The sequence below is a fragment of the Oxalobacter paeniformigenes genome (genome assembly GCF_027158465.1).
In the GTDB taxonomy this organism is placed as follows: Bacteria; Pseudomonadota; Gammaproteobacteria; order Burkholderiales; family Burkholderiaceae_D; genus Oxalobacter; species Oxalobacter paeniformigenes.
On record NZ_JAMKYL010000001.1, the window covers coordinates 532727 to 552109 of the forward strand.

Annotated in this window: 19 protein-coding genes and 1 pseudogene; 13 read left to right on the forward strand and 7 right to left on the reverse strand. The window is 60.5% G+C overall.

Annotation, left to right across the window (positions count from 1 at the left end; translation table 11 throughout):
• Positions 1-9: 9 nt before the first annotated feature.
• From NAI64_RS02375 to NAI64_RS02385, 3 genes are all read right to left on the reverse strand, one after another.
• On the reverse strand, positions 10-753 hold the full coding sequence (locus tag NAI64_RS02375; protein WP_269297407.1) for a cupin domain-containing protein: 744 nt from the start codon (positions 751-753) through the stop codon (positions 10-12).
• 1113 nt (positions 754-1866) lie between these two features.
• Positions 1867-2046, reverse strand: a complete 180-nt coding sequence (locus NAI64_RS02380; RefSeq protein ID WP_269297409.1) for a hypothetical protein — start codon at positions 2044-2046, stop codon at positions 1867-1869.
• A 932-nt stretch (positions 2047-2978) separates the two neighbouring features.
• Complete coding sequence (locus NAI64_RS02385) at positions 2979-3254, reverse strand: hypothetical protein (RefSeq protein ID WP_269297411.1); 276 nt, start codon at positions 3252-3254, stop codon at positions 2979-2981.
• 286 nt (positions 3255-3540) lie between these two features.
• Here NAI64_RS02385 and NAI64_RS02390 point away from each other — a divergent pair, with 286 nt between their 5' ends.
• Complete coding sequence (locus NAI64_RS02390) at positions 3541-4854, forward strand: OmpP1/FadL family transporter (RefSeq protein ID WP_269297413.1); 1314 nt, start codon at positions 3541-3543, stop codon at positions 4852-4854.
• Between the two features lie 193 nt (positions 4855-5047).
• Here NAI64_RS02390 and NAI64_RS02395 read toward each other — a convergent pair whose 3' ends face one another.
• From NAI64_RS02395 to NAI64_RS02405, 3 genes and pseudogenes are all read right to left on the reverse strand, one after another.
• Positions 5048-6169 carry an iron-containing alcohol dehydrogenase family protein gene (locus NAI64_RS02395; protein WP_269297415.1) on the reverse strand — a complete coding sequence of 374 codons (1122 nt, stop codon included), beginning with the start codon at positions 6167-6169 and terminating at the stop codon, positions 5048-5050.
• A gap of 485 nt (positions 6170-6654) precedes the next feature.
• Positions 6655-6795, reverse strand: a pseudogene (locus tag NAI64_RS09095) (LysR family transcriptional regulator); the annotation flags it as partial.
• A gap of 618 nt (positions 6796-7413) precedes the next feature.
• The gene (locus tag NAI64_RS02405) at positions 7414-8589 is read right to left on the reverse strand and encodes an MFS transporter (RefSeq protein WP_269297419.1); all 1176 of its coding nucleotides are present in this window, start codon (positions 8587-8589) and stop codon (positions 7414-7416) included.
• 448 nt (positions 8590-9037) lie between these two features.
• Between NAI64_RS02405 and NAI64_RS02410 the strand changes: the two genes are divergently transcribed.
• The 12 genes from NAI64_RS02410 to NAI64_RS02465 all read left to right on the forward strand — a co-directional run bounded on the left by NAI64_RS02410 (position 9038) and on the right by NAI64_RS02465 (position 18286).
• Positions 9038-10087 (forward strand): phage major capsid protein, encoded by a 1050-nt coding sequence (locus NAI64_RS02410; protein WP_269297420.1) that lies wholly within the window; start codon positions 9038-9040, stop codon positions 10085-10087.
• Positions 10088-10151: 64 nt separating this feature from the next.
• Positions 10152-10484, forward strand: coding sequence for a hypothetical protein (locus NAI64_RS02415; RefSeq protein WP_269297422.1), 333 nt, complete (start codon positions 10152-10154; stop codon positions 10482-10484).
• A 72-nt stretch (positions 10485-10556) separates the two neighbouring features.
• Positions 10557-11696: a hypothetical protein gene (locus tag NAI64_RS02420; protein ID WP_269297423.1), complete on the forward strand. Its 1140-nt coding sequence runs from the start codon at positions 10557-10559 to the stop codon at positions 11694-11696.
• Positions 11693-12199 (forward strand): InlB B-repeat-containing protein, encoded by a 507-nt coding sequence (locus tag NAI64_RS02425; RefSeq protein ID WP_269297425.1) that lies wholly within the window; start codon positions 11693-11695, stop codon positions 12197-12199. The genes NAI64_RS02420 and NAI64_RS02425 overlap by 4 nt, the downstream gene beginning before the upstream one ends.
• A gap of 10 nt (positions 12200-12209) precedes the next feature.
• Complete coding sequence (locus NAI64_RS02430; RefSeq protein WP_269297427.1) at positions 12210-12875, forward strand: DUF4376 domain-containing protein; 666 nt, start codon at positions 12210-12212, stop codon at positions 12873-12875.
• Positions 12859-13095 carry a hypothetical protein gene (locus NAI64_RS02435; protein ID WP_269297429.1) on the forward strand — a complete coding sequence of 79 codons (237 nt, stop codon included), beginning with the start codon at positions 12859-12861 and terminating at the stop codon, positions 13093-13095. The genes NAI64_RS02430 and NAI64_RS02435 overlap by 17 nt, the downstream gene beginning before the upstream one ends.
• A 75-nt stretch (positions 13096-13170) precedes the next feature.
• Entirely contained in the window at positions 13171-13875 is a 705-nt protein-coding gene (locus NAI64_RS02440; RefSeq protein ID WP_269297431.1) for a phage adaptor protein, read from the forward strand.
• A 2-nt stretch (positions 13876-13877) separates the two neighbouring features.
• Positions 13878-15314 carry a hypothetical protein gene (locus NAI64_RS02445; protein ID WP_269297433.1) on the forward strand — a complete coding sequence of 479 codons (1437 nt, stop codon included), beginning with the start codon at positions 13878-13880 and terminating at the stop codon, positions 15312-15314.
• On the forward strand, positions 15311-15748 hold the full coding sequence (locus NAI64_RS02450; protein WP_269297435.1) for an acetate and sugar kinases/Hsc70/actin family protein: 438 nt from the start codon (positions 15311-15313) through the stop codon (positions 15746-15748). The genes NAI64_RS02445 and NAI64_RS02450 overlap by 4 nt, the downstream gene beginning before the upstream one ends.
• On the forward strand, positions 15742-16665 hold the full coding sequence (locus NAI64_RS02455) for a hypothetical protein (RefSeq protein ID WP_269297437.1): 924 nt from the start codon (positions 15742-15744) through the stop codon (positions 16663-16665). The genes NAI64_RS02450 and NAI64_RS02455 overlap by 7 nt, the downstream gene beginning before the upstream one ends.
• An 18-nt stretch (positions 16666-16683) precedes the next feature.
• Complete coding sequence (locus NAI64_RS02460; RefSeq protein WP_269297438.1) at positions 16684-17316, forward strand: hypothetical protein; 633 nt, start codon at positions 16684-16686, stop codon at positions 17314-17316.
• A 199-nt stretch (positions 17317-17515) separates the two neighbouring features.
• Complete coding sequence (locus NAI64_RS02465; RefSeq protein ID WP_269297440.1) at positions 17516-18286, forward strand: hypothetical protein; 771 nt, start codon at positions 17516-17518, stop codon at positions 18284-18286.
• 135 nt (positions 18287-18421) lie between these two features.
• Here the strand turns inward: NAI64_RS02465 and NAI64_RS02470 are convergent, their stop codons facing one another.
• Entirely contained in the window at positions 18422-19231 is an 810-nt protein-coding gene (locus NAI64_RS02470; protein WP_269297442.1) for a PDZ domain-containing protein, read from the reverse strand.
• Positions 19232-19383: the final 152 nt, after the last annotated feature.

Sequence of the window (19383 nt, forward strand, 5' to 3'; positions counted from 1 at the left end):
TGTCCGGGTTCAGGGGGCGCCGGGTGTCGTCAGGGGAACGGGGGCGGCATGGTAGTCGTCGTCGCTGACGGGTTCGAGCCAGACGGCGGGGCCGGCTTCGGGACGGGTTTCGATGGCGATGTGGGTGAAGGGGGTGCCGGGGGCGGCGCCGTGCCAGTGTTCGATGTCGGGGGCGATTTTGACGATGTCGCCGGGTTGGAGGATGACGGGGGGTTTGCCGCGTTCCTGGTAGCGGCCTTCTCCGGCGGTGCACAGCAGGATCTGGCCGCCCGGGTGGCGGTGCCAGTTGTTGCGGCAGCCGGCGTCGAAGGTGACGTTGACGATGGGGCAGTTGAATACCGGGTCTGGCTCGACGAGCCATTGGAGCCATACGGCGCCGCTGAATTTGCGGCTTTTGACGGGTTTTCCGATGGGGAAGAGGGGATCGGTCGGTGTGGTCATGGCGGTTTCCTCGGTTGGTGTCGCGGTGGTCGGGCGGGGATGGTTTCGCTGGTTTTTTTTGGATTTTACCGGAATTTTCGTGGTGTCTGCCGGGCACGGTTCGTGCGATCTGGGTGGGACGATGGGTTCACCCAGCCATAGCCAGAAACCATAGCCAGAAACCATAGCCAGAAACCATAGCCAGAAGCTGTGGTCATGAGGCGGGGCGATAGCGTTTGCGCGTTTGTTGCGGGGGATGGCGGGGTGTGGGGCTGCGCTGCGCCGCGCATAAAAAAACACCCGCAACGGCTGGTGTTGACGGGCGTTTTTCATGATTAAGGAGAGTGTAGGGAGATGATGGCGCATTCATGGGTCATGCGCTGTTTTTATTACGGTTTGTTACAGTCGATACATTTGTATATTTTTGGGGTGGTATCAGGCCGGAAGGATCGGAAGGTGGGGTGAGCGGGTTGCCGGTGCGGTTTGCGTGCCGGACAGGGCGGTTTCGCGGGGGAAGGAAGGCGAAGGCGGGCGGAACCGGCAAGCCTGCCGCGAGTCGTGTACCGGCGGGGTGTCTGGCTGGCGGATGGATGGTGCGGAAGGTGTGACGGCAGGCGGTTTGCCGGGTTATGGTGGGGGCTGTGTGCGCGGTTGTGGCCGGTGTGGCGGGCATGAAAAACGCCCGCGACGGTGGGTGCCGGTGTCTGCGGGCGTTTTTTTTCAATCAGGGAAGGGCATGGGGTGATTATGGCAAGGCTGGCCGGTTCGGGCGGGTTTTTTTACGGTTCGTTACAGACGATACATTTGATACATTTTCGCGGCGGTGGATGGCTTGCAGGGGCGGATGGCGTGGATGTGGGGATGGCGGTTCGCTGCGTTGCAGATGGGATATGGTTGTGCCGGCCGATGCGGTTTTGCCATGTTGTCCGGCCGGGGAGCCGCCGGGTTTGGGGATCGGTCTTCAAAAGACGGGACGGGTGACGCGGATGGCGGGTTTTTTGTGCGGTTTGCCGTTGGGGCAGGGGGCAGGCGGGATGTGCCGGGGATTTGTGTGCGGCGCGTGAAAAAGCGCCTGCGACGGCGGTTGGCCGGTGTCTGCGGGTGTTTGATGATGAAGGAGAGTCTAGGGAGATGATGGCGTATTGTCGGGTAATGCGCTGTTTTTATTGCGGTTTGTTATGGTCGATATATTCGGTATGTTTTCCGGGCGGTTCAGGATGGGGGTGTTTGTTGCCGGGGGAATGGGATTGTGCGGGATAAGTGGTTGTCGTGGGGGGCGCGGGTTCCGGTGGTTGTCCGGCCGGGGGGGCCGGGTGGTTGGCGGTTTTTTTCGGCAAACGGGGTCAGGTGGCATGGATGGCGGGCGGTTCGCCGGAGGGTGTCTGGTGCGGGCAGGATGGTGCCTGTCCGTCATGTTTCGGGTGGTCTGGCGGTGTCTGTTGCCGGTTACAGGGGGTGTTTGAGGGGGTCGATGTCGTATTCCATGATGAATTCGCGCAGCGCACGGGTTTTTTCGGGGGTGTGTTTGTGCCGGTTCAGGACGCCGCAGGGGATGGCACGGCAGATGGCGAGCAGTTCGCGTGTGGGGTAGCCGCGGTAGGTTTCGGGCAGGTTCGTGTTTTGCATGGTCGCTCCTTTGGGTGTCCGGTTCGTGAAAAACGCCCGTAACGTTCGGTGTTGCCGGGCGTTTTTTTCAATCAGGGAAGGGCATGGGGTGATTATGGCAAGGCTGGCCGGTTCGGGCGGGTTTTTTTACGGTTCGTTACAGACGATACATTTGATACATTTTTTGGGTGGTGTCAGGCCGGGAGGATCGGAAGGTGGGGTGAGCGGGTTAGCGGGTTTCGGGGGGTATCGGAATTTTCGTGGTGTCTGCCGGGCACGGTTCGTGCGATCTGGGTGGGACGATAGGTTCACCCAGCCATAGCCAGAAACCATAGCCAGAAACCATAGCCAGAAGCTGTGTCCAGAAGCTGTGGTCATGAGGCGAGGCGATAGCGTTTGCGCGTTTGTTGCGGGGGATGGCGGGGTGTGGGGCTGCGCTGCGCCGCGCATAAAAAACACCCGCAACGGCTGGTGTTGACGGGCGTTTTTCATGATTAAGGAGAGTGTAGGGAGATGATGGCGCATTCATGGGTAATGCGCTGTTTTTATTACGGTTTGTTACAGTCGATACATTTGTACATTTTTGGGGTGGTATCAGGCCGGAAGGATCGGAAGGTGGGGTGAGCGGGTTGCCGGTGCGGTTTGCGTGCCGGACAGGGCGGTTTCGCTGGGGAAGGAAGGCGAAGGCGGGCGGGGTCGGCAAGCCTGCCGCGAGTCGTGTGCCGGCGGGGTGTCTGGCTGGCGGATGGATGGTGCGGAAGGTGTGACGGCAGGCGGTTTGCCGGGTTACGGTGGAGCCTGTGTGCGGGCATGCGGGTGTGCTGGTTGCGGTGTGATTCGTTTGGGGGATGGCGATGGGGTGCATCGGGGGGCGCGGTTGTGGCCGGTGTGGCGACGTGCGACATCCCCGCGTCGGGGTGTGAGGGGCCGACGCGGTGGGGGTGAGGCGATGTTCAGCGTGCCTGCTGGCGTTCCTGCTCGCGGCGGATGTTTTTGCGGGCTTTTTTGCTCAGGGGTTTTTCGGGCGCTTTTTTCGGGGGTTCCTTTTTCGCGCCGAACAAAATTCTCCAGAGGAAGTACAGCGGGAAGAACTGGAACAGGATTATCGGGATGGAGTCGCCGTAGCGCGGCCGGATGTAGATGATGTGGATGGCGGCGATGGCGAGCGCGGCGACGATCATGACGATGATGCGCGTTTTTTTGCTGAACTGGCTGGATTCGTCGTCCAAGGGGATCTCCTTTTGTGATGGTTGGCGGTATTTTGCCGGTTGTGTTTTTTTTGCATCTTAAAAGGATTGGGCGAAGATTGCCAGTGCCCAGGTCATGCATGGGCGTTATGCAGGGGTGTGTGAGCGGGGCCGGTGTTCTTTTTGGGCATGTCGCGTTTTTTCAGGGGGCTGAATTGACTTGACTTGTCATGTTTCAAGGAAATATGCTTGCAAGAATTGTTGTGGTATTTCAGTGACTTCCGGTATGACGATGTGAGGGACTGAAGGGTTTTTGCGGGGGGAGTGCGTGAAGAAACGGTATCGGGTGCTGTTGTGTGGGGTGCTGTGTGCCTGTCAGGCCGGTCTGGTCTGGGCGGACAGTGATGATGCGGTGGGGGGCGGCGATTTCGCGCTGAAGGGGTGGAGTGCGCGCGGGCTTGCGCTGGCAGGCGGTATGGTCGGGCGGGCGGATGATCCTTCGGCGCTGGCGTACAATGCTGCCGGGATAACGCAGCTTTCCGGCACGCGGGTCATGGGCGGTTTCGACCTTCATGTGCCGACGGGTTCGATCGATGCCCGGATGGTAGATGGCAGCAGGAAGTCCACCGATACCCGGTCCAATCTCTGGGCGACGCCGCATGCGTATGTGACGCATCAGCTCGATGACCGTTTCTGGGTGGGGTTGGGCATGTTTTCGCGTTTTGGCGCGGATAACGAGTTTTCGGACAGCTGGCTCGGCCGGTATAACATGACCAGTGCGCAGGCGCGGACGATTTCGTTTGTGCCCAGTCTGGCGATGAAGGTCAACGATGCCTGGTCGGTGTCGGCCGGTGTGGAGGTGATGTATGCCGATTTCACCATGACCCGGCAGATTCCTTCGTTGCAGTATATTGGTCCTCTTCCGCAAAAAGGGCCTGACAGCAAGGAGCGTCGAACCAGTACGGGCTGGGGGATGGGGTTGCATCTGGGGTCGCACTGGCGTATGACGGATGCGCTGTCGCTGGGGGTCGCCTACAAGAGTCCGGTCACGCTTCGTCTCAACGGCCGGGCGGAATATTCCCTGCATCAGCCCAATTTTCTGGCCGAAAAGGGAGAGGTTCCGCATACGGTCGATACCGATACGGATACGAAGATTCATTTGCCGGGCTCCCTGGCGCTGGGGCTGGCCTACAAGCCGATGGATAATCTGAGTGTCGAGGTGGGGACGGTGTTTACGCACTGGTCACGGTTCGATTATGACACGACGTATCATTCCGACTTTGACGAAGACGGCAAGGGTGGCGGGCGCAACAGCTGGAATGTCAATGCCAGTGTGGAATACAAGCCGCGCCAGTGGCTCGCGCTCAGGGCGGGGGTCTGGCATGATACGTCGGCGGTCAGGGATCATGCGGCGGGGTTCATGTCTCCGGGTGACGGGAGTACCGGTGTCGGGCTGGGCGTCGGGATGAACTGGGGACCCTGGACGCTGGATCTGGCGTATGCCTATCGCCGGTCGCATGATCTGGATTACAGGGATTCGGGTGTCGCAGGTGTCATCTCGTCAGTATCCAATATAAGCAGCGCCCACAGTCGGGATGTGGAGGACAATATCGTGATGGCGACGATCAGTTATGCGTACTGAATGCCGGCTCCGGGGCACGGGGTTGGCCGGGTCTGGCGGGGCGCGGTGTGTTTTGACGGTTTTTTGGCGCGGCGGTTGCCGCGCTTTTTTTGTGCGGGGATGTCGGGATGGTGTCGGGCGCGTTTTGTCCGGTTCGGCGGGGCAGGATGGTGCAGGCGGCTTGTGCCGGGGGCGGGGTGCCGCCCGGTGGCCGTCAGCGCAGGCTCCGGTAGAGGGTGCGCAACATGTCGTCGGTGATGGGGACGGGGTTGTTGTAGAGGGGGGCTTGCCGGCTGGCGGCCACAAGGGTGTCGATCTGGCTGTCGCTGAGGTTCCATGCGGAAAGGTCGGTTTTCAGGCCGGTGCGGTATTTGAGTTCGGCGATGGCGTCGGCGAGGTTGGCGACGTCGGAAAAGCCGGTGGCTTCGGCCAGCAGGGCGAGGCGTCCGTCGGTGTCGGCTTTGGCGTTGATGCGCATGAAGTGGTCGATGGTCAGGCCGCAGGCTTCGCCGTGGGGGATGCCGAGGATGCTGGTGAGCGGGTAGGAGCAGGCGTGTGCGGCGGTGGTGCCGGGCCGGGCGAAGGCGAGTCCGGCGGTGACGGAGGCTTCGGCCATTTTTTCGCGCGCGTGCATGTCGCCGGGGTTTTCGCAGGCGGTTTCGAGGTGGTGCATGACGAGGCGGGCGGCGTGGATGGCGAGTGCGTCGCAGATGGGCTGGTGGTGGATGCTCCAGTAGGCTTCGATGGCGTGGCAGAGGACGTCCATGCCGGTGCAGGCGGTGACGGCTTTGGGCAGGGTGCGGGTCAGTTCGGGGTCGATGATGGCGCAGACGGGGTAGAAGGCCGGGGAAAACAGGGGGGCCTTGATGCCTTTGGCGTGGTCGGAGAGGACGGTGACGCGGCTGACTTCGCTGCCGGTGCCTGCGGTGGTGGGGATGGCGATGAGGGGCAGGCCGCGTGCGGGGACGGGGAGGGTGCCGTCGAGGTAGGCGCCGGCGGGGTGGTTGCCGTTGCTGAAGGCGGCGGCTGCCTTGGCGCAGTCCAGGACGCTGCCGCCGCCGAGGGCGACGATGAAGTCGCAGTGGTTTTCGTGGATGAGGCGGATGCAGTCGTCGCATTCGCGGATGTCGGGGTTGGGGGAGACTTGCCGGTAGGTGGCGCACAGTGTGCCGCCGCTGTCGGCCATGAGGCGGTCTGCCAGTCCGTTTTTGCCGAAGAAGGGGGATGTGATGAGCAGGCCGCGGGTTTTGCCGGTTTTGCGGATTTCTTCGCCGAGGCGGGCGAGCTGGCCGTTGCCGAAGTGGATGGTGACGGGTTGGGTGTAGTGCCAGTCCATGTGTGTCTCCCTTGTGTGTCTCCCTGTGCGGGCGGGCGCGGGCAGGGGGTGTCGTTGGTGCGGGGTGTTTTTTTATTGTACACCTGTGTCCGGCCGGTGTTTTGCGGGGGTGTCCGCCGTGCGCCGGTCTTTTTCTTTTCTCCGTTTTCCGTTGTTTCCTGTCGCTGTTTTTCCGATGGCTGACGGGGCGTGCCGTGTGGCGTTGTGGTGGCGCCGGTGGCATGCGCGGCGGGGTCATGCGGGGCGGGTTTTGCCGGTCGGGCGGTCTTGAAGCGTTCGAGCAGGCGGGCGAGGATGCCTGACCAGGCTTCGTTGTCGGCGTAGCCGAGTTCGAGGCGGCCGGTTTCGCCGCGGAAGGCGCGGCGGGCGTTTTCTTCGATGGCGGCGGCTTGCCGCAGCAGGGCGCGGGCGTCGGTGAGAAATCGCTGGCCTGTCGGGGTGAGGGTGACGTTGCGCCGGTTGCGGATGAAGAGTTTGCCGCCGAGTGTGTTTTCGAGTTCGCGGATGCGGATGCTGAGGGCGGGCTGGGCGATGTGCAGGCGTTCGGCGGCCTTGCCGAAGTGGAGTTCTTCGGCCAGGACGGTGAAGTAGCGCAGGGCGCGCAGGTCGATGCGTGGGGTTTCCATGCCGTTATTATCGGGGATTTCAGGGATAATGGCAGGGTGTTTTTCCGGTTCTGGCAAGGGGGGATGATGGGGGTGTCATGGTTCGGGCGGATGGTGCTGGCGGGGTGCTGGTGTGTGGCGCTGGCGGGGTGTGCGGGGCGGCTGGCGGATGCGGGAGCGGGTACCGGTGCGGATGGCGGGGCGGCGCGTTATACCTTCAGCGTGGTGCGCAACGGGTGTATCCGGGTGTTCGAGAGCGGGGTGACGGTGGTCGATCCCGGGGCGCGGCCGGGGTTTTCGACGTTCGTGGTGTTCGGGACGGACGGGGAGCGGGCGGAAGTGTTTTTGCCGGATGTGTCCGGTTCGCGGGTGTTGTCGCGGCGGGGGCGTATCTGGTCGGACGGGGGGTTTTCGTTGTGGCTGGAGCGGGGCGAGTGGGTGTTGTCGCGTCCTGCCGGTGCGGCGAATACGGAAAACGGTTCGGGCGTGCGGTGAGACGGTGAGGCGGTGAGGTTTTGCGGCGATCTGTTTCGGGCTGGCCGGCAGCGGGTTGCCGGTGGCCGGTCGCCGGTCGGCAGGGTGTCTTGCAAGGGGCTGGCGTCCGGCAGCGGGGTGTCGTGCGGGTTGTCGGCCGGGTTGTCAGTGCCGGGTGAAGAGGGTGAAGCACAGGGAGAGGAGCGCGAGCGCGATGCCGACGGCGACGACGCCTGTCCAGCCGGCGAGTTGCCAGCCGGTGCCGGCGGAGAAGGTGCCGAAGGTGCCGCCGATGAAGAAGGTGGTCATGAAGACGGTGTTGACGCGGTTGGCGGCTTTGGGGTTGAGTTGCATGACGCTGGACTGGTTGCTGAGCTGGATGCACTGGATGCCGATGTCGATGATGATGATGCCGGCGATCATGCCGGTGTAGGTGTCGCCGAGGATGCCCATGATGAGCCAGGCGAGCAGGATGAGGGCGTCGCCGATGTAGTTGAAGTTTCTGAGGCCGACTTTGCCGACGTACTGGCCGACGGCGGAGGCGGTGAGTGCGCCGGCGATGCCGCACAGGCCGAGGATGCCGACGGTGTCGCTGTCGGCATGAAAGGGGGCTTGCGCCATTTTGAAGGCGAGGCAGGCCCAGACGGCGAGGAAGGAGCCGAAGGCGAATGCGGCGCGCAGGGAGCAGATGCGCAGGGACGGGTATTGTTTGACCAGGGTGAAGATGGAGCGCATGAGGTCGCCATAGCTGCCGGTGAAGTTCGGGCGGATGTCGGGCAGGATTTTGAGGGTGACGGCGGCGCACAGGATCATGAGGACGGCGGCGATGAAGTACATGGCGCGCCAGCCGAACCAGTCGCCGACGAAGCCGGAGATGACGCGCGAGGCGAGGATGCCGGTGAGCAGGCCGGACATGACGATGCCGACGTTGCGGCTTTTGTGTTCGGGCCGCGAGAATTGCGAGGCGATGGGGACGAAGATTTGCGGGATGACGGAGCAGGCGCCGGTGATGAGCGAGGCGACCCAGATGACGGGCAGGTTCGAGGCGATGCCGATGGCGAACAGGGAAAAGATCAGTAATACGAAGTTGGTGAGGATGATTGTCCGGCGGCGGCACAGGTCGCCCAGCGGGACGATGAAGAGCAGTCCGAGGGCGTAGCCGGTTTGCGCCATCATGGTGATGACGTTGGTGCGGAAGCCGGTTTCGGCCAGGTCTTGCCGGATGAGGTTCAAAAGGGGCTGGTTGTAGTACTGGTTGGCGATGGTGACGCCGGCGACGATGGCCAGTGTCCAGAGGATGTGGGCCGGCAGTCCGGCGTTTTCTGTCAGTTCCTGTTTCATGGTGCGGTTGCCTGCCTTCGGGCATGGGCGGTGTTTGCGCGGGGGGTATCCGGCTTCGCCGGAGGTCGCGGCATGCGGGTGCGGCGGATATGTCGGGGTATTGTATGAATCCCTGTTGCCGTGTCAAGGCGGCGGCCGCGTTCGCGGTCGGGTACGGGTCGGGCGGGGGCGTCACGAAAGTGCCCCAAATGTCCGGCGGGCATGTTTTCCGGGCGTATGATGACGCTGGTCACGGGGATATGCCCGTGTCGTGCCGGTTTTTCCGGCGGGGGTTTTACATCGTAATTTGTCGCTGTATCGCCGGGGGTCGCGTCCCGGTAGCGCACAAGGCGGATCGCCAGTCGCCGTTTTCCGGGGTCGCGTCCGGCAACGGTCTGCCGCAATGCGGGGGTTGCGTCCCGTGCCGGTGTGAAAGCGTTTTTTGTGTCTTTCATATGAGGAGCGACAGATGCCAATTTCTTCTGAAGATTTGCAGGCGCTGGGCAAATCCACGCTTGACGATTATTTGCGCAACGAACCGGTCGATCAGGTTTCGGTCGATATTCCGCTGCTTAAAAAGCTGATGGCCAAACGCAAGGATTTCGCGGGCGCCAAACAGAATGTGACAGTCAATATCCGCAAGTCGCATGATTCCAATTTCGCCTGGGCCTATGGCGAGGAGCCGGTGGCCTTCAACAAGCGCAATACGGTGGAAAACGCGGCTTTCCCGTGGCGTCGCGCGGTGGACGGTTTCTATATCGCGCACGATACGCTGTTTGCCAACGGGATCAAGGTGCGCGAGGGGGGACACCGTGCTTACCGTCTGGAAGTGAGCGAAAAGAACCAGTTGCTCAATTTGCTGGCGGAACAGACGGAAGCGTTCCGTACCGGTTTTTCCGAAAAACTTTCCATGGAATTGCATCGCGACGGGACGTCGTCGGAAGACGCCGTGACGGGGCTGGATGCACTGGTTTCGACGACGCCGGAGACGGGGGTTGTGGGCGGTATCGACCGCGCGACGGCGACTTACTGGCGCAACAATGCCGCGACGGGGATCGCTTCGACGACGGATGGCGCGCTGGCGACAGCCATGGAAGGGCAGTGGCGTGCGTGTATCCGCAACGGGGGCAGCCCGGATTTCATTCTGGCGGGTTCGGCGTTTATCGACGCGTATCGCCAGCATGCGGTGACAGTGACGAACAACGCGGCAGCGGGTGCGGTCAAGAAGCTCGATGCCGGGGTGGGTTCCGGTACGTCGACGGGGCTGTATTTCAAGGGCGTGGAAATCATCTGGGACCCGCAGTTCGAACAGCTCGACGCGCTGGAGTCTCCGTCGATTCCCTGGGAAAAGCGCTGCTATTTCATCAATACGAAGTATCTGGAATTGCATGACGACACGATGGACATCGTGTCGCCGACCCGTCCCTACAACGTGCTGGCCTTGTACCAGATGGTGAATTTGCGTCTTGCGCTGGTGATGAAACGCGCGAACGCGCATTCGGTCATGTCGATCGCCTGAGGGAGGTTTTTTCGGATGCCGCCGGGTCTCCGGCGGCCGGTTTTCCATTTTTTTCAGGGAGAAAATGAAGATGACGCCAATTTATGCCATCCGCATCCGCCGCGATGCCCATACGGTGACGCCGGTGATGGTGCCGGAATACGAAGTGCCGGTCTTGCAGGATATTTTCGGGGCGGAAAACGTCCACAACGCCGAGGGCAAGCGGGTCGATGAGGCCGGTTGCGGTCCGCAGGCGGGGACGTTTGATGCCAGAGGGGACGAGTATGACCGTTTGTGCGCCAAATACGGTGTCGAACGGATGGAGCAGGTGTTCGGCAAGAAGGGGGCTGCCGCGTTCGACAAGGCGATCTCCGGCGCTTCGGCGAAAACCGCGAAAAGCCGTCAGGCGGCCGGATAAGGGGGCGGGCGCGGGAACGGGGAGACCTGTTCCCGCACATGTGCATAACGACAGGACAGAAGGGGGAGCAGTATGGCACAACCACCAGCCTATAACCGGGAAAAAGACTTCGCCAAGGATTTCGGCAACGAGACCGACCACACGGCGCTGAACGCCGAGCTGGATCGTGCATCCAACTCGATCAACGACATCCGCGCCAATCTGGCGCTCATTCAGGCAGACGACGGAAAAATCCGCGCCTCATCCATCACGACCGATTCACTGGCACAGGAAGTGCTGGACTATGTACAGGCGACCGCATTGGCAGGGGCGAACGCCGTGGCCGACGCCGCCACCGCCATCGCCCGCGAAGCGCAACAGCAAGCGGAAAACGCGGTACAGACAGCCACCGGCGCGGTGGAAAAATCGGATGAAGCGGTCACGACGGCCCATGCGGCGCAGGAACAGGCACAGCAGGCCGACGCCAAGGCGGAACAGGCACTGGGTGAAACCGCGCAAATCGACGGCAAAGTATCGGCCGCCGTCGATGACGCCTTGCGCAATACCGTCATTCCCGGACTGACGGCGGAGACGATCGAAGGGGCATTGGGATACGTCCCGTATGACGGAGAAACGAATGCGCTGGACTTCGCCACAGGTGCGGAAGTCGCCGCGGCGATTGCGGCGATACCGGAACCGGTCAACGCCGACTGGAACGCCAGCAAAGGCGCGGCGGCGATTTTGAACAAGCCTTCGACGATAGCGGGTTACGGCATTGTGGACGCCTACACCAAAACACAAGTCGATACGAAGATAGCGGAAAAGGATTGCCTGCCGACACAGACAGGCCATACAGGGAAATACCTGAGCACCGATGGCGAAACCCCGTATTGGGAAAAAGTCGATACCGGAGCGATGGAAGTCGTGGAAGTCGAGACATCCGGAGAAACGACCACACTCGATATCGCCCCCGGCAAAGCCTACTTCCTGACAAGGAACGGCGAATACGCATTTGAAGGAAGCGTACTGGAAATCAACAGTTTGCCGGAAAAAAACAACCTGAGGGAATCCTCCATATGGTTTGACACACAAGGCCAGAGCGTCACGATCCAGATCAATGTCGAACACAAGATCGTGGATGCCATACCGGAAACGGAACCATACAGCCACTACGTGATATCCATCATGGGAAACACCCTCATCATGCAGGAAATGGAGAAAAAGCCGGTATGAGCCTGTTCAGAAACCTGTTGCCAATAGACCGTTTTTTCACGGTGACATTCGACGCGGACGGAGGAACACCGGTACCGGAAAAACAGATCGTGCAAAAAAACAAGGTCGCACGGTTACCGGCACAACCCGAAAAAGCATATTACAACTTTGAAAAATGGGTGACACCGGACGGGGAAGCATACAACTTCGACAAACCCGTCATAGCCGATCTGGTGCTGAAAGCCCAATGGACACCCAGCCTCATCGTGGAAAGCGGCACCGTGCCCACAGAAATCGAAACCGTAAAAAGCGGCCCGTTGGAAAGATACTACGTAATAGCGGGATCGGCGAACTTCCAGCATGTATTCGGCAGAATTGCATCCTTTTCGGCAACGATTTCAGACAGGCTGGGTGGTATCCAGACAGAGTACAGCCTGACGGGTTTTTCATGGCGTCGCAGAGAAGTCGACAGTAATAAGGTGCAGTACTACATCAACTACACGGTTTCCGGATATATCGAGTAAGGGAAAGAAAATGACGACATACGCAAAACTGATCGAAGGCAAGCCGGAATTTTTCAAAAATCCGCTGGTGGTGAACGGACAGTATTTTTACAACCCCGGCGAAGCGCTTTTGAAAGAAAACGGCTACAAAATCTATAAGGAAAACACACCGGACAGCGAAAAAAGCGCATGGTGCGATATTTCGTTTTCCTACGACGAAACGGAAGACAGCATCGAAAAGATCTGTACCTGCGTACCGAACCTGGAAAAAGCCCGAACGATCAGGACGCTGGCATTGCAGACCGCCTTCGACGAAGCCTCGCAAAAAGCGCACTGCACCTCATCGGCAGGCTTCGAAATCGACGCCGACGAAATCGCCAACCGCAACATCGAAGGACTGGTACTCGTCATGCAGCCGGAAGAGACCACCCTGTTCAGGGCATACGACAACAGCTTCCACGAAGTCACGCGGGAACAGCTGGAAATCATGCGCAAGGAAATCGTCATCAACAGCCAGTACCTGTATCAGGCCAAATGGACGATCGAGGCGCAAATCATGCAGGCGCAGACGGCACAAGCGGTTGCGGACATCGACATATCGGCAGACACCATCGCGGCACTTGCCGATACGCTCAAGGCACAGGCGATGGAAGCGGCGAACGGCGAAGAAGGAGCGGAAAATGCCGAAGCGTCTTGAACAAATCCCGATCGCGCTTGACCAGCTCGTCAACACGGTTTTCGGCGGCTGGGCGGACGAAACCATATCCAGCCGGGCATGGAGAAAGCGCGGCGACAGCAGGGGATGGGCGCTGTTGCGCAAAGTGATCGACGCGATCTTTTTCTGGCAGAAAGACCATTGCGAGAGCGCCTATCTGTCCGAGAAGAACCGCTTGCAGTGTCCGCCGGCGTTGCGGTGAGGCGTTCAGGAAAACATGCGCTTTTGGGGTGAGGCGGATGCAGGCGGCCGGATGGCTGCGGAAAGGGGGAGAAGGATGAACGGTTTGACGCAGCGTTATCGCACGCTGGGGGAGTTGCTGACGGAATTGAAGGCGCGTCTGGGGTTCGTCGCGCAGGGGCCGGCGGCGAACAACAATACGCCTTTGATGATGTCGTTTCTTCAGGAGGCGCATGAGTATGTGTATGACCAGCTCGACCCGTCGCCGATGCGCAAAAAGACGGTGATCGCGCTGGAGCAGGGGTCGTATCTGTACGACTGGCATAACGATGAAGAGGATGAAAATATCGACCCGGGGCTGGTGCATTCGGTCTGGCTGATCGACGGGGAGAACCGTTACCGGCTGGCGCAGGGGATAACGGAGCGGCATCGGGAAGATACGTCGCGCGGCCAGCCGCTGCGCTACGACACGCTCAACGGGCAGATCGAGTTGTGGCCGGTGCCGGACCGGGCGGGGTATGGCTTGCTGGTGGAATATACCGCGAGCCGTCCGCGTTTTTCGCAGGATGCCGACCGGCCCGGGGTGCCGGACAGGCTGGTGCTGTTGTATGCGCTGGTCAGCGCGAAAGCGCATTACCGGCATCCCGATGCGCAGTCGGTGGCGGCGCTGTTCAATGCCAGGATGCGGCGGGAGCGGGTGCGCCAGCATGAGAACCGGCGGTATCACGTGACGGGGCATTACCATCCGGGGACGGAAGTGGTGCGCGGCGCCGACGGGGTGTATCGCTGTGTGGTGAGGTAGGCATGGCGACGATCACGTTCAACAAGTTCGATCTGGGGATCGATTTGCGAAAATCGGCGGCGGTGTCCGACGCGAACCGTCTGCGCGAGATGAAAAACGCGTATGTGACGACGGGGCTGGCGACTGCCAAGCGTCCGGGGTTCACGAAGGTGACGACGCTGGAAGCGGGGACGAAGGGGCTGGCCTCGGCGCTGGGCAAGTTGCATACGTTTTACGGGGGGACGCAGGAAATCGTGCATGCCGATCCGCTGTTTCAGGCGAACCGGCTGGTGTGTGCCGAGGAGACGACGGACGACGAGAGCGGCGAGACGTCGTTCGCTGCGGTGCATGAGGCGGTCACCGATGTGCATTATGTGGATGTGTTCAACGGGTATTTGTATGTCGCGGCGCAGCATGGCGACTTTTGCCGCCATCATTATCTGGACGGCGGGGAAATCACGCAGGTCACCGACGCGAATTGCCCGCATACCCGTGCGGCGGTCAAGACGGCTTCCAAGATTTTCGCCATTTCGCCGGACGGCGCGACGGTGCGGTATTCCAAGACGGGCGATCCGGTGGTGTGGACGGAGACGGACGACGCGGGTTTTCTGCCGACGGGGCTCAATGCGCTGGGCAGCCGCAACGCGAATGCGCTGGGGCTGTATCGCGGCAATCTGGTGGTGCTGATGCGTGACGGGGCGCAGGTCTGGGCGGTCGATCCCGATCCGACGGCCATGAGTCTGGGCGAGACGGTGGAAAACGTGGGGTCGTCGTATCCGCAATCGCTGGCGACGGTGGCGGGGGATTTGTATTTCCTGTCGGATTTCGGTTTCCGCTCGATTACGACGCAGCAGTTGGTGGCGCGGCTGGACGATCTGGATATCGGTTCGCCGATCGACGATCTGGTGCGGCCGGTGCTGAAGGATTTGCAGGGGACGCCGCGGGCGGTCTATTTCTACGGCACGGGGCAGTATCTGTGCGCCATCGACAGGCAAATGTTCGTCTATTCCGTCTCGCGCACCTCGAAAATCGCCGCCTGGAGCCGGTATGAACTGCCGTTTCCGGTCGATGCGATGGACGAACTCGACGGCGTACTGTATTTGCGCAGCGGCGACGATATCTACAAGCTCGACGAGAACGCGCATACCGATGACGGCACGCCGTATGAAGTGATGCTGGAATTGCCTTACATGAATTTCAAGTCGCCGGGGGTATTGAAGCGCGTCTATGGCGTCGATCTGGTCATGCAGGGGGAATGCTTTTTTTCGATGGGGTTCGATGTCCGGAATACGAAAGCGGTGACCAGCGAGGTGCGGGTCGTGGGCAATACCTACGGGGGCGGGCTGATTCCGCTGGAAGTGGCGGGAACCGAGTTTTCGCCGCGTTTCCGCAATGTGACGGGCGAGGCGTTCCAGCTGGACGCCCTGACGGTCTATTACGAGACGCTGGGGGTGCTGTGAGACTGCGGTTTTACGGGCCGGATGACGTCGCCGACGTCTGGCCGGATGTCGCGCCGCTGTTTGAAAAGGTGGTCGAAAAGGCGGTGCATGGCGAATTTACGGTCGATGATTTGTTCCGGCTGGCGAAAGCCGGGCGGATTACGGTCGGGCTGGCGCGCGAGGATGACGGGGGGAAGACGCCCGTCATGGCGGTGGCGTTCGAGTTCAGGCGCTATCCGTCGGCCACGGCCGTCAATGTGCTGGCGATGGGGGGCCGCGATCTGGCGCGGTTCATGACGCGGTTTTTGCCGCCGTTTGCGGCATTTTGCAAAGGGGCGGGGGCCGACTGGATCGAATGCGCGGTGTCGCCCGCGATGGCGCGGATGCACGGCCGTTACGGATTCAGGCCGGTTTACCGGAATATGAGACTCGATATCAGGGGGGAAACATGTTGATACCGATACGATTGAATGGTTATGTGCAGGGGCGTCGCCTTTATTTCAAGGGCGGCGACGGCGGCGCGAGCGACATGCGCAAGATGGAAGAGGAACGGCAGGCGAGAATCGATGCTGCCGTCAAGGCGATCAACGATATTTTCGACCCGCAGCCGTATGTGACGGCGGATCTGGATAACAAGGTGACGAGTTACGATCCGTCGCAAACCTATTATCTGGCGGACGGCACCGTGTTCGATCCGATGTCCACGCGCACGGAGACATACCGCAAAAGGCCGATGACGTCCGTCAACCGCGACGAAAACGGTTATATCACCGGTACGCGCACGGTGACGTATCTGGACTGGGACAAGATCAACAACGCCATCCAGAGCGGTTCGCTCTACGGCTCGAAAACGGTCACGCCCGATTCGCGGGAAAAGCTCTACGACGAACAGCGCGATGCCGTTTATGAAATCAATGCGAAAGATGTCAACGACCAGTATGCGGATGCGGAGCGAGCCAACCGCTTCGGTCTGGCGCGAAACGGCCTGATGGGCGGTTCCGCCGATGTCGATTCGAATGCGCGGCTTCAGGAAATCACCAACGAAGGGTTGCTTCAGGCGGGCGGTATCGCCGACAGCGCGGCGGCGAAATTGCGCGCGCAGGACGAAAGCGCGAGACAAAGCCTGATTTCCATGGCGCAGTCCGGTATCGACACCGGCACGGCGCAGCAAATGGCGATCGAAAGCCTCAATGCCACGGCACAGCAGGCGCAGGGCGAACGTGCGGGCTCGTCGGTCGGCGATCTGTTCGGTTCGCTGGGGCAGGCGTATTTGCGCTACAACAAGATCGCGAACGGCAGCAGTTTGTTTTCCGGCGACGGGGTGAGCTCGAACGGCATGTCCACGCGCAGTACCTATCAGGGAAACACATGATGACGAAAGGAGGAGGATATGTGGGGAGCAATCGCGGCACTGGTCGCTTCGGCGGCATTGCAACAAATCAATACGAGTATGGCGGCGTCCAGACAACAGAAGGCCACGCGCGAGGCGATGAAGCGCCAGCGCGATTACCAGATGCGTGCGGAAAAAATCGCGATGGACAATGCGCAGGAATATCGCACGGATACCCGCGAGAAAAAACAGGACGAGATAGCCGACGAGCTGACGCAAACCTATTTCCGGCCGGTCGAGGCGGCGCAGACCGAACATGCCGCGGCATCGCGCACGCAGGGCGACGTTTCGCAGGATTATCTCAATGCCAAGTCCGCTTCCGACAGCCGCCAGATGAATTCGGCCAAAGAGCTGGCGACGCTGCTCGGACGCAAGAACAGCGCGAACCGCCTGCGCCAGTACGAGGCGATCGACATGGCGGACAACGCATCCGAAATCGCGCGGCTCAACGACTATGCCAACCGAATGTATAACGTGGACAGCTACGCGATCAAGGCGGCGGGACAGGGCAACCCGTTTTTGCAAATCGGATCGGAAGTGCTGGGCGGATACGGTGGCGTCATGCTGGGAAACGAACTCGACAAGCTGGTGAAGGATTCCGTGAAATCGGCAGGCGGCGTCGCCACGAAATAGGACGGCATCCGGCAGGACGGAAACGGCGGAAGATGGCATGGGCGCGGCGCCGTGAGGTGCAGGAATGTAGCGGCGGGGTATCGTCTTGCGGGCGGTCGCGTCCATGTCGCGGATATACGTTGCGTTTATCGGCGATACTTTGATAAGCGGCGGCAAGCGGGTAAAATAGACCATGTTCCCGTAACCGGTTCTGGTCTTCATGTTTTTCCGTTTCGCAAGGCAATCCGCGCTGTTTTCACTGATCGTTTGTTGCGTCCTGCCGACTTGTGCGCAGGCCGATTCGAGGCTTTTCGATCCCGTGCTCGAAAATACGCCGTTGCCCGACTATCACTATGCGCCCGACGGGCGCGATACGCCGGAATCCTGGATGGCGCTGCTGTCGGCACGGCAGCAGCGCGAAAACGCGCGTCATCCGGCACGGGATGCACAATCGTACCGCGAGCGCATGAAAGCGTTCGTCGAGGCCAATCCGGGTATGCCGGAATACCTGCGGCAGGCTTACGAGGCATACCGCGTGACCGGCGACAGAAATCTCCATCATTTCGCGCTGGCGGCTTCCGAATTCCAGAAGCAGCATCTGCGCGAACAGCTCATGCGTCATCTCGACGATCCGGAAAAACTCAACCGGCTGCTTTCGATACTTTACGGCAAGCCGCACCAGCCCTATACGCCGGTGGGGCAAAGCGGGTATGTCCTCAACCGCGAAACCGGCGAAATCCTCAAGGGCGACGATACCCTGACCCGCGCCTACAACCGCAAGCTGGCGGCGCAGGCGACCGGCAAGCGGCAAAACTCGCGCAGCCGCGAAAACTCACGCGGCCGCACCTATCGCGAAGACCGTGACGGCGGTCCGACGCAATCCATGAAAGCGAAATATCAGGCGGCACGCAAACGCGCGCTCGAGGCGGGCCGCACCGATCTCGTCGAGGAACTCGACCGGGAAGCCGTCAAAAACGGGTTTTTCGACTGATACGCGGGGCGCATGCCCTTGCCGGACGGCGGTATGCGCAGGTGTGTCGGCGCTACCGTGACCGGAATGCCGGTCTTTCTCTCATGCCGGCACCGAAAGCACGGAGTTCCGAAGCCCGAAGCGTGCGGACGTGCGTTACCGGGCGGGTGGTGAATCCAGTACGATCGGGATGACGATTTTTTTGTTTTTCCGGAAAACGGTGAAGGTGATTTTCCTGCCGGGGTAATTCTGCATGATGTCGTCCGCATGCCGGGAGTCGCGGATGTCGATGTCGTTGATTTTCAGGAGGATGTCGTTTTTGAGGACGTTCGCGTTGAAAGCGGGGCGGTCATACATGACCAGTGTGATGCGGGCGCCGTTGTTTTGTCCGATACGTTCCCGTTCCTCGTTTGTCAGGTCTTTTGTCCATACGCCGAACCTGGCGCGTTCAAGGGATTTGACGAAGAAATAGGCGCTCTGGTCGTAGCGGTCGATATGGTAGGTGTACGGGATGTACTTCGTGCCTTTGGTCGTGGTCGATTCCTGATAGTTGGCGAAATGGCCGTAAGGCGCCGAAACGCTTCCGCTGGTGCTCGTCACCTTGTAGTCCGGCACGGGAATGGCGGATACGCCGGAACGGGTGTCGGCGTAGGTGATATTGTAGATGACATGGGTGGCGCGGATGTCCCTGGCCTGTTCGGCGATCAGGCCGATTTCACGCAGGGCGCCGATGAAGCCGGCACGTCCCACACAGACATATTCCGAGGCCAGTGCGCCGTAAATGGCGTTTTCCAGGTCGTCGGTCCTTTCCAGTACCGGTTTTTCGCCTTCCCTGAGATAAACGAGGTATTTTTCGTCCGTTTCCGGCGTCAATTCCGGAATGAAATATTCCTTGTAGGGATTGGTATGACAACCGCCGAGCAGGACGCAAAGAGCGGCGGAAACGAGCAGCAAGGTTTTTTTCATTGGAGCGATCCTTTGTCTGATCCGGAGGACGATGCGAGTATCGGTCTGTGCCTGTACGGACTGTAAAGTGTTGTGTTAAAAATCGCAAGTGTATTGTATGAAATCGCCGATTTCATTCATGAAAACAACGGTTTTTTCTGTCAGGTATTTTG

Bases quoted from the DNA above. Each gene is read 5' to 3' on its own strand.
- NAI64_RS02420 (WP_269297423.1), top strand. From the start codon at position 10,557: ATGGCACAACCACCAGCCTATAACCGGGAAAAAGACTTCGCCAAGGAT.
- NAI64_RS02455 (WP_269297437.1), top strand. From the start codon at position 15,742: ATGTTGATACCGATACGATTGAATGGTTATGTGCAGGGGCGTCGCCTT.
- NAI64_RS02380 (WP_269297409.1), bottom strand. From the start codon at position 2,046: ATGCAAAACACGAACCTGCCCGAAACCTACCGCGGCTACCCCACACGC.
- NAI64_RS02465 (WP_269297440.1), top strand. From the start codon at position 17,516: ATGTTTTTCCGTTTCGCAAGGCAATCCGCGCTGTTTTCACTGATCGTT.
- NAI64_RS02445 (WP_269297433.1), top strand. From the start codon at position 13,878: ATGGCGACGATCACGTTCAACAAGTTCGATCTGGGGATCGATTTGCGA.
- NAI64_RS02435 (WP_269297429.1), top strand. From the start codon at position 12,859: ATGCCGAAGCGTCTTGAACAAATCCCGATCGCGCTTGACCAGCTCGTC.
- NAI64_RS02425 (WP_269297425.1), top strand. From the start codon at position 11,693: ATGAGCCTGTTCAGAAACCTGTTGCCAATAGACCGTTTTTTCACGGTG.
- NAI64_RS02415 (WP_269297422.1), top strand. From the start codon at position 10,152: ATGAAGATGACGCCAATTTATGCCATCCGCATCCGCCGCGATGCCCAT.
- NAI64_RS02430 (WP_269297427.1), top strand. From the start codon at position 12,210: ATGACGACATACGCAAAACTGATCGAAGGCAAGCCGGAATTTTTCAAA.
- NAI64_RS02375 (WP_269297407.1), bottom strand. From the start codon at position 753: ATGAAAAACGCCCGTCAACACCAGCCGTTGCGGGTGTTTTTTTATGCG.
- NAI64_RS02410 (WP_269297420.1), top strand. From the start codon at position 9,038: ATGCCAATTTCTTCTGAAGATTTGCAGGCGCTGGGCAAATCCACGCTT.
- NAI64_RS02460 (WP_269297438.1), top strand. From the start codon at position 16,684: ATGTGGGGAGCAATCGCGGCACTGGTCGCTTCGGCGGCATTGCAACAA.
- NAI64_RS02405 (WP_269297419.1), bottom strand. From the start codon at position 8,589: ATGAAACAGGAACTGACAGAAAACGCCGGACTGCCGGCCCACATCCTC.
- NAI64_RS02395 (WP_269297415.1), bottom strand. From the start codon at position 6,169: ATGGACTGGCACTACACCCAACCCGTCACCATCCACTTCGGCAACGGC.
- NAI64_RS02470 (WP_269297442.1), bottom strand. From the start codon at position 19,231: ATGAAAAAAACCTTGCTGCTCGTTTCCGCCGCTCTTTGCGTCCTGCTC.
- NAI64_RS02440 (WP_269297431.1), top strand. From the start codon at position 13,171: ATGAACGGTTTGACGCAGCGTTATCGCACGCTGGGGGAGTTGCTGACG.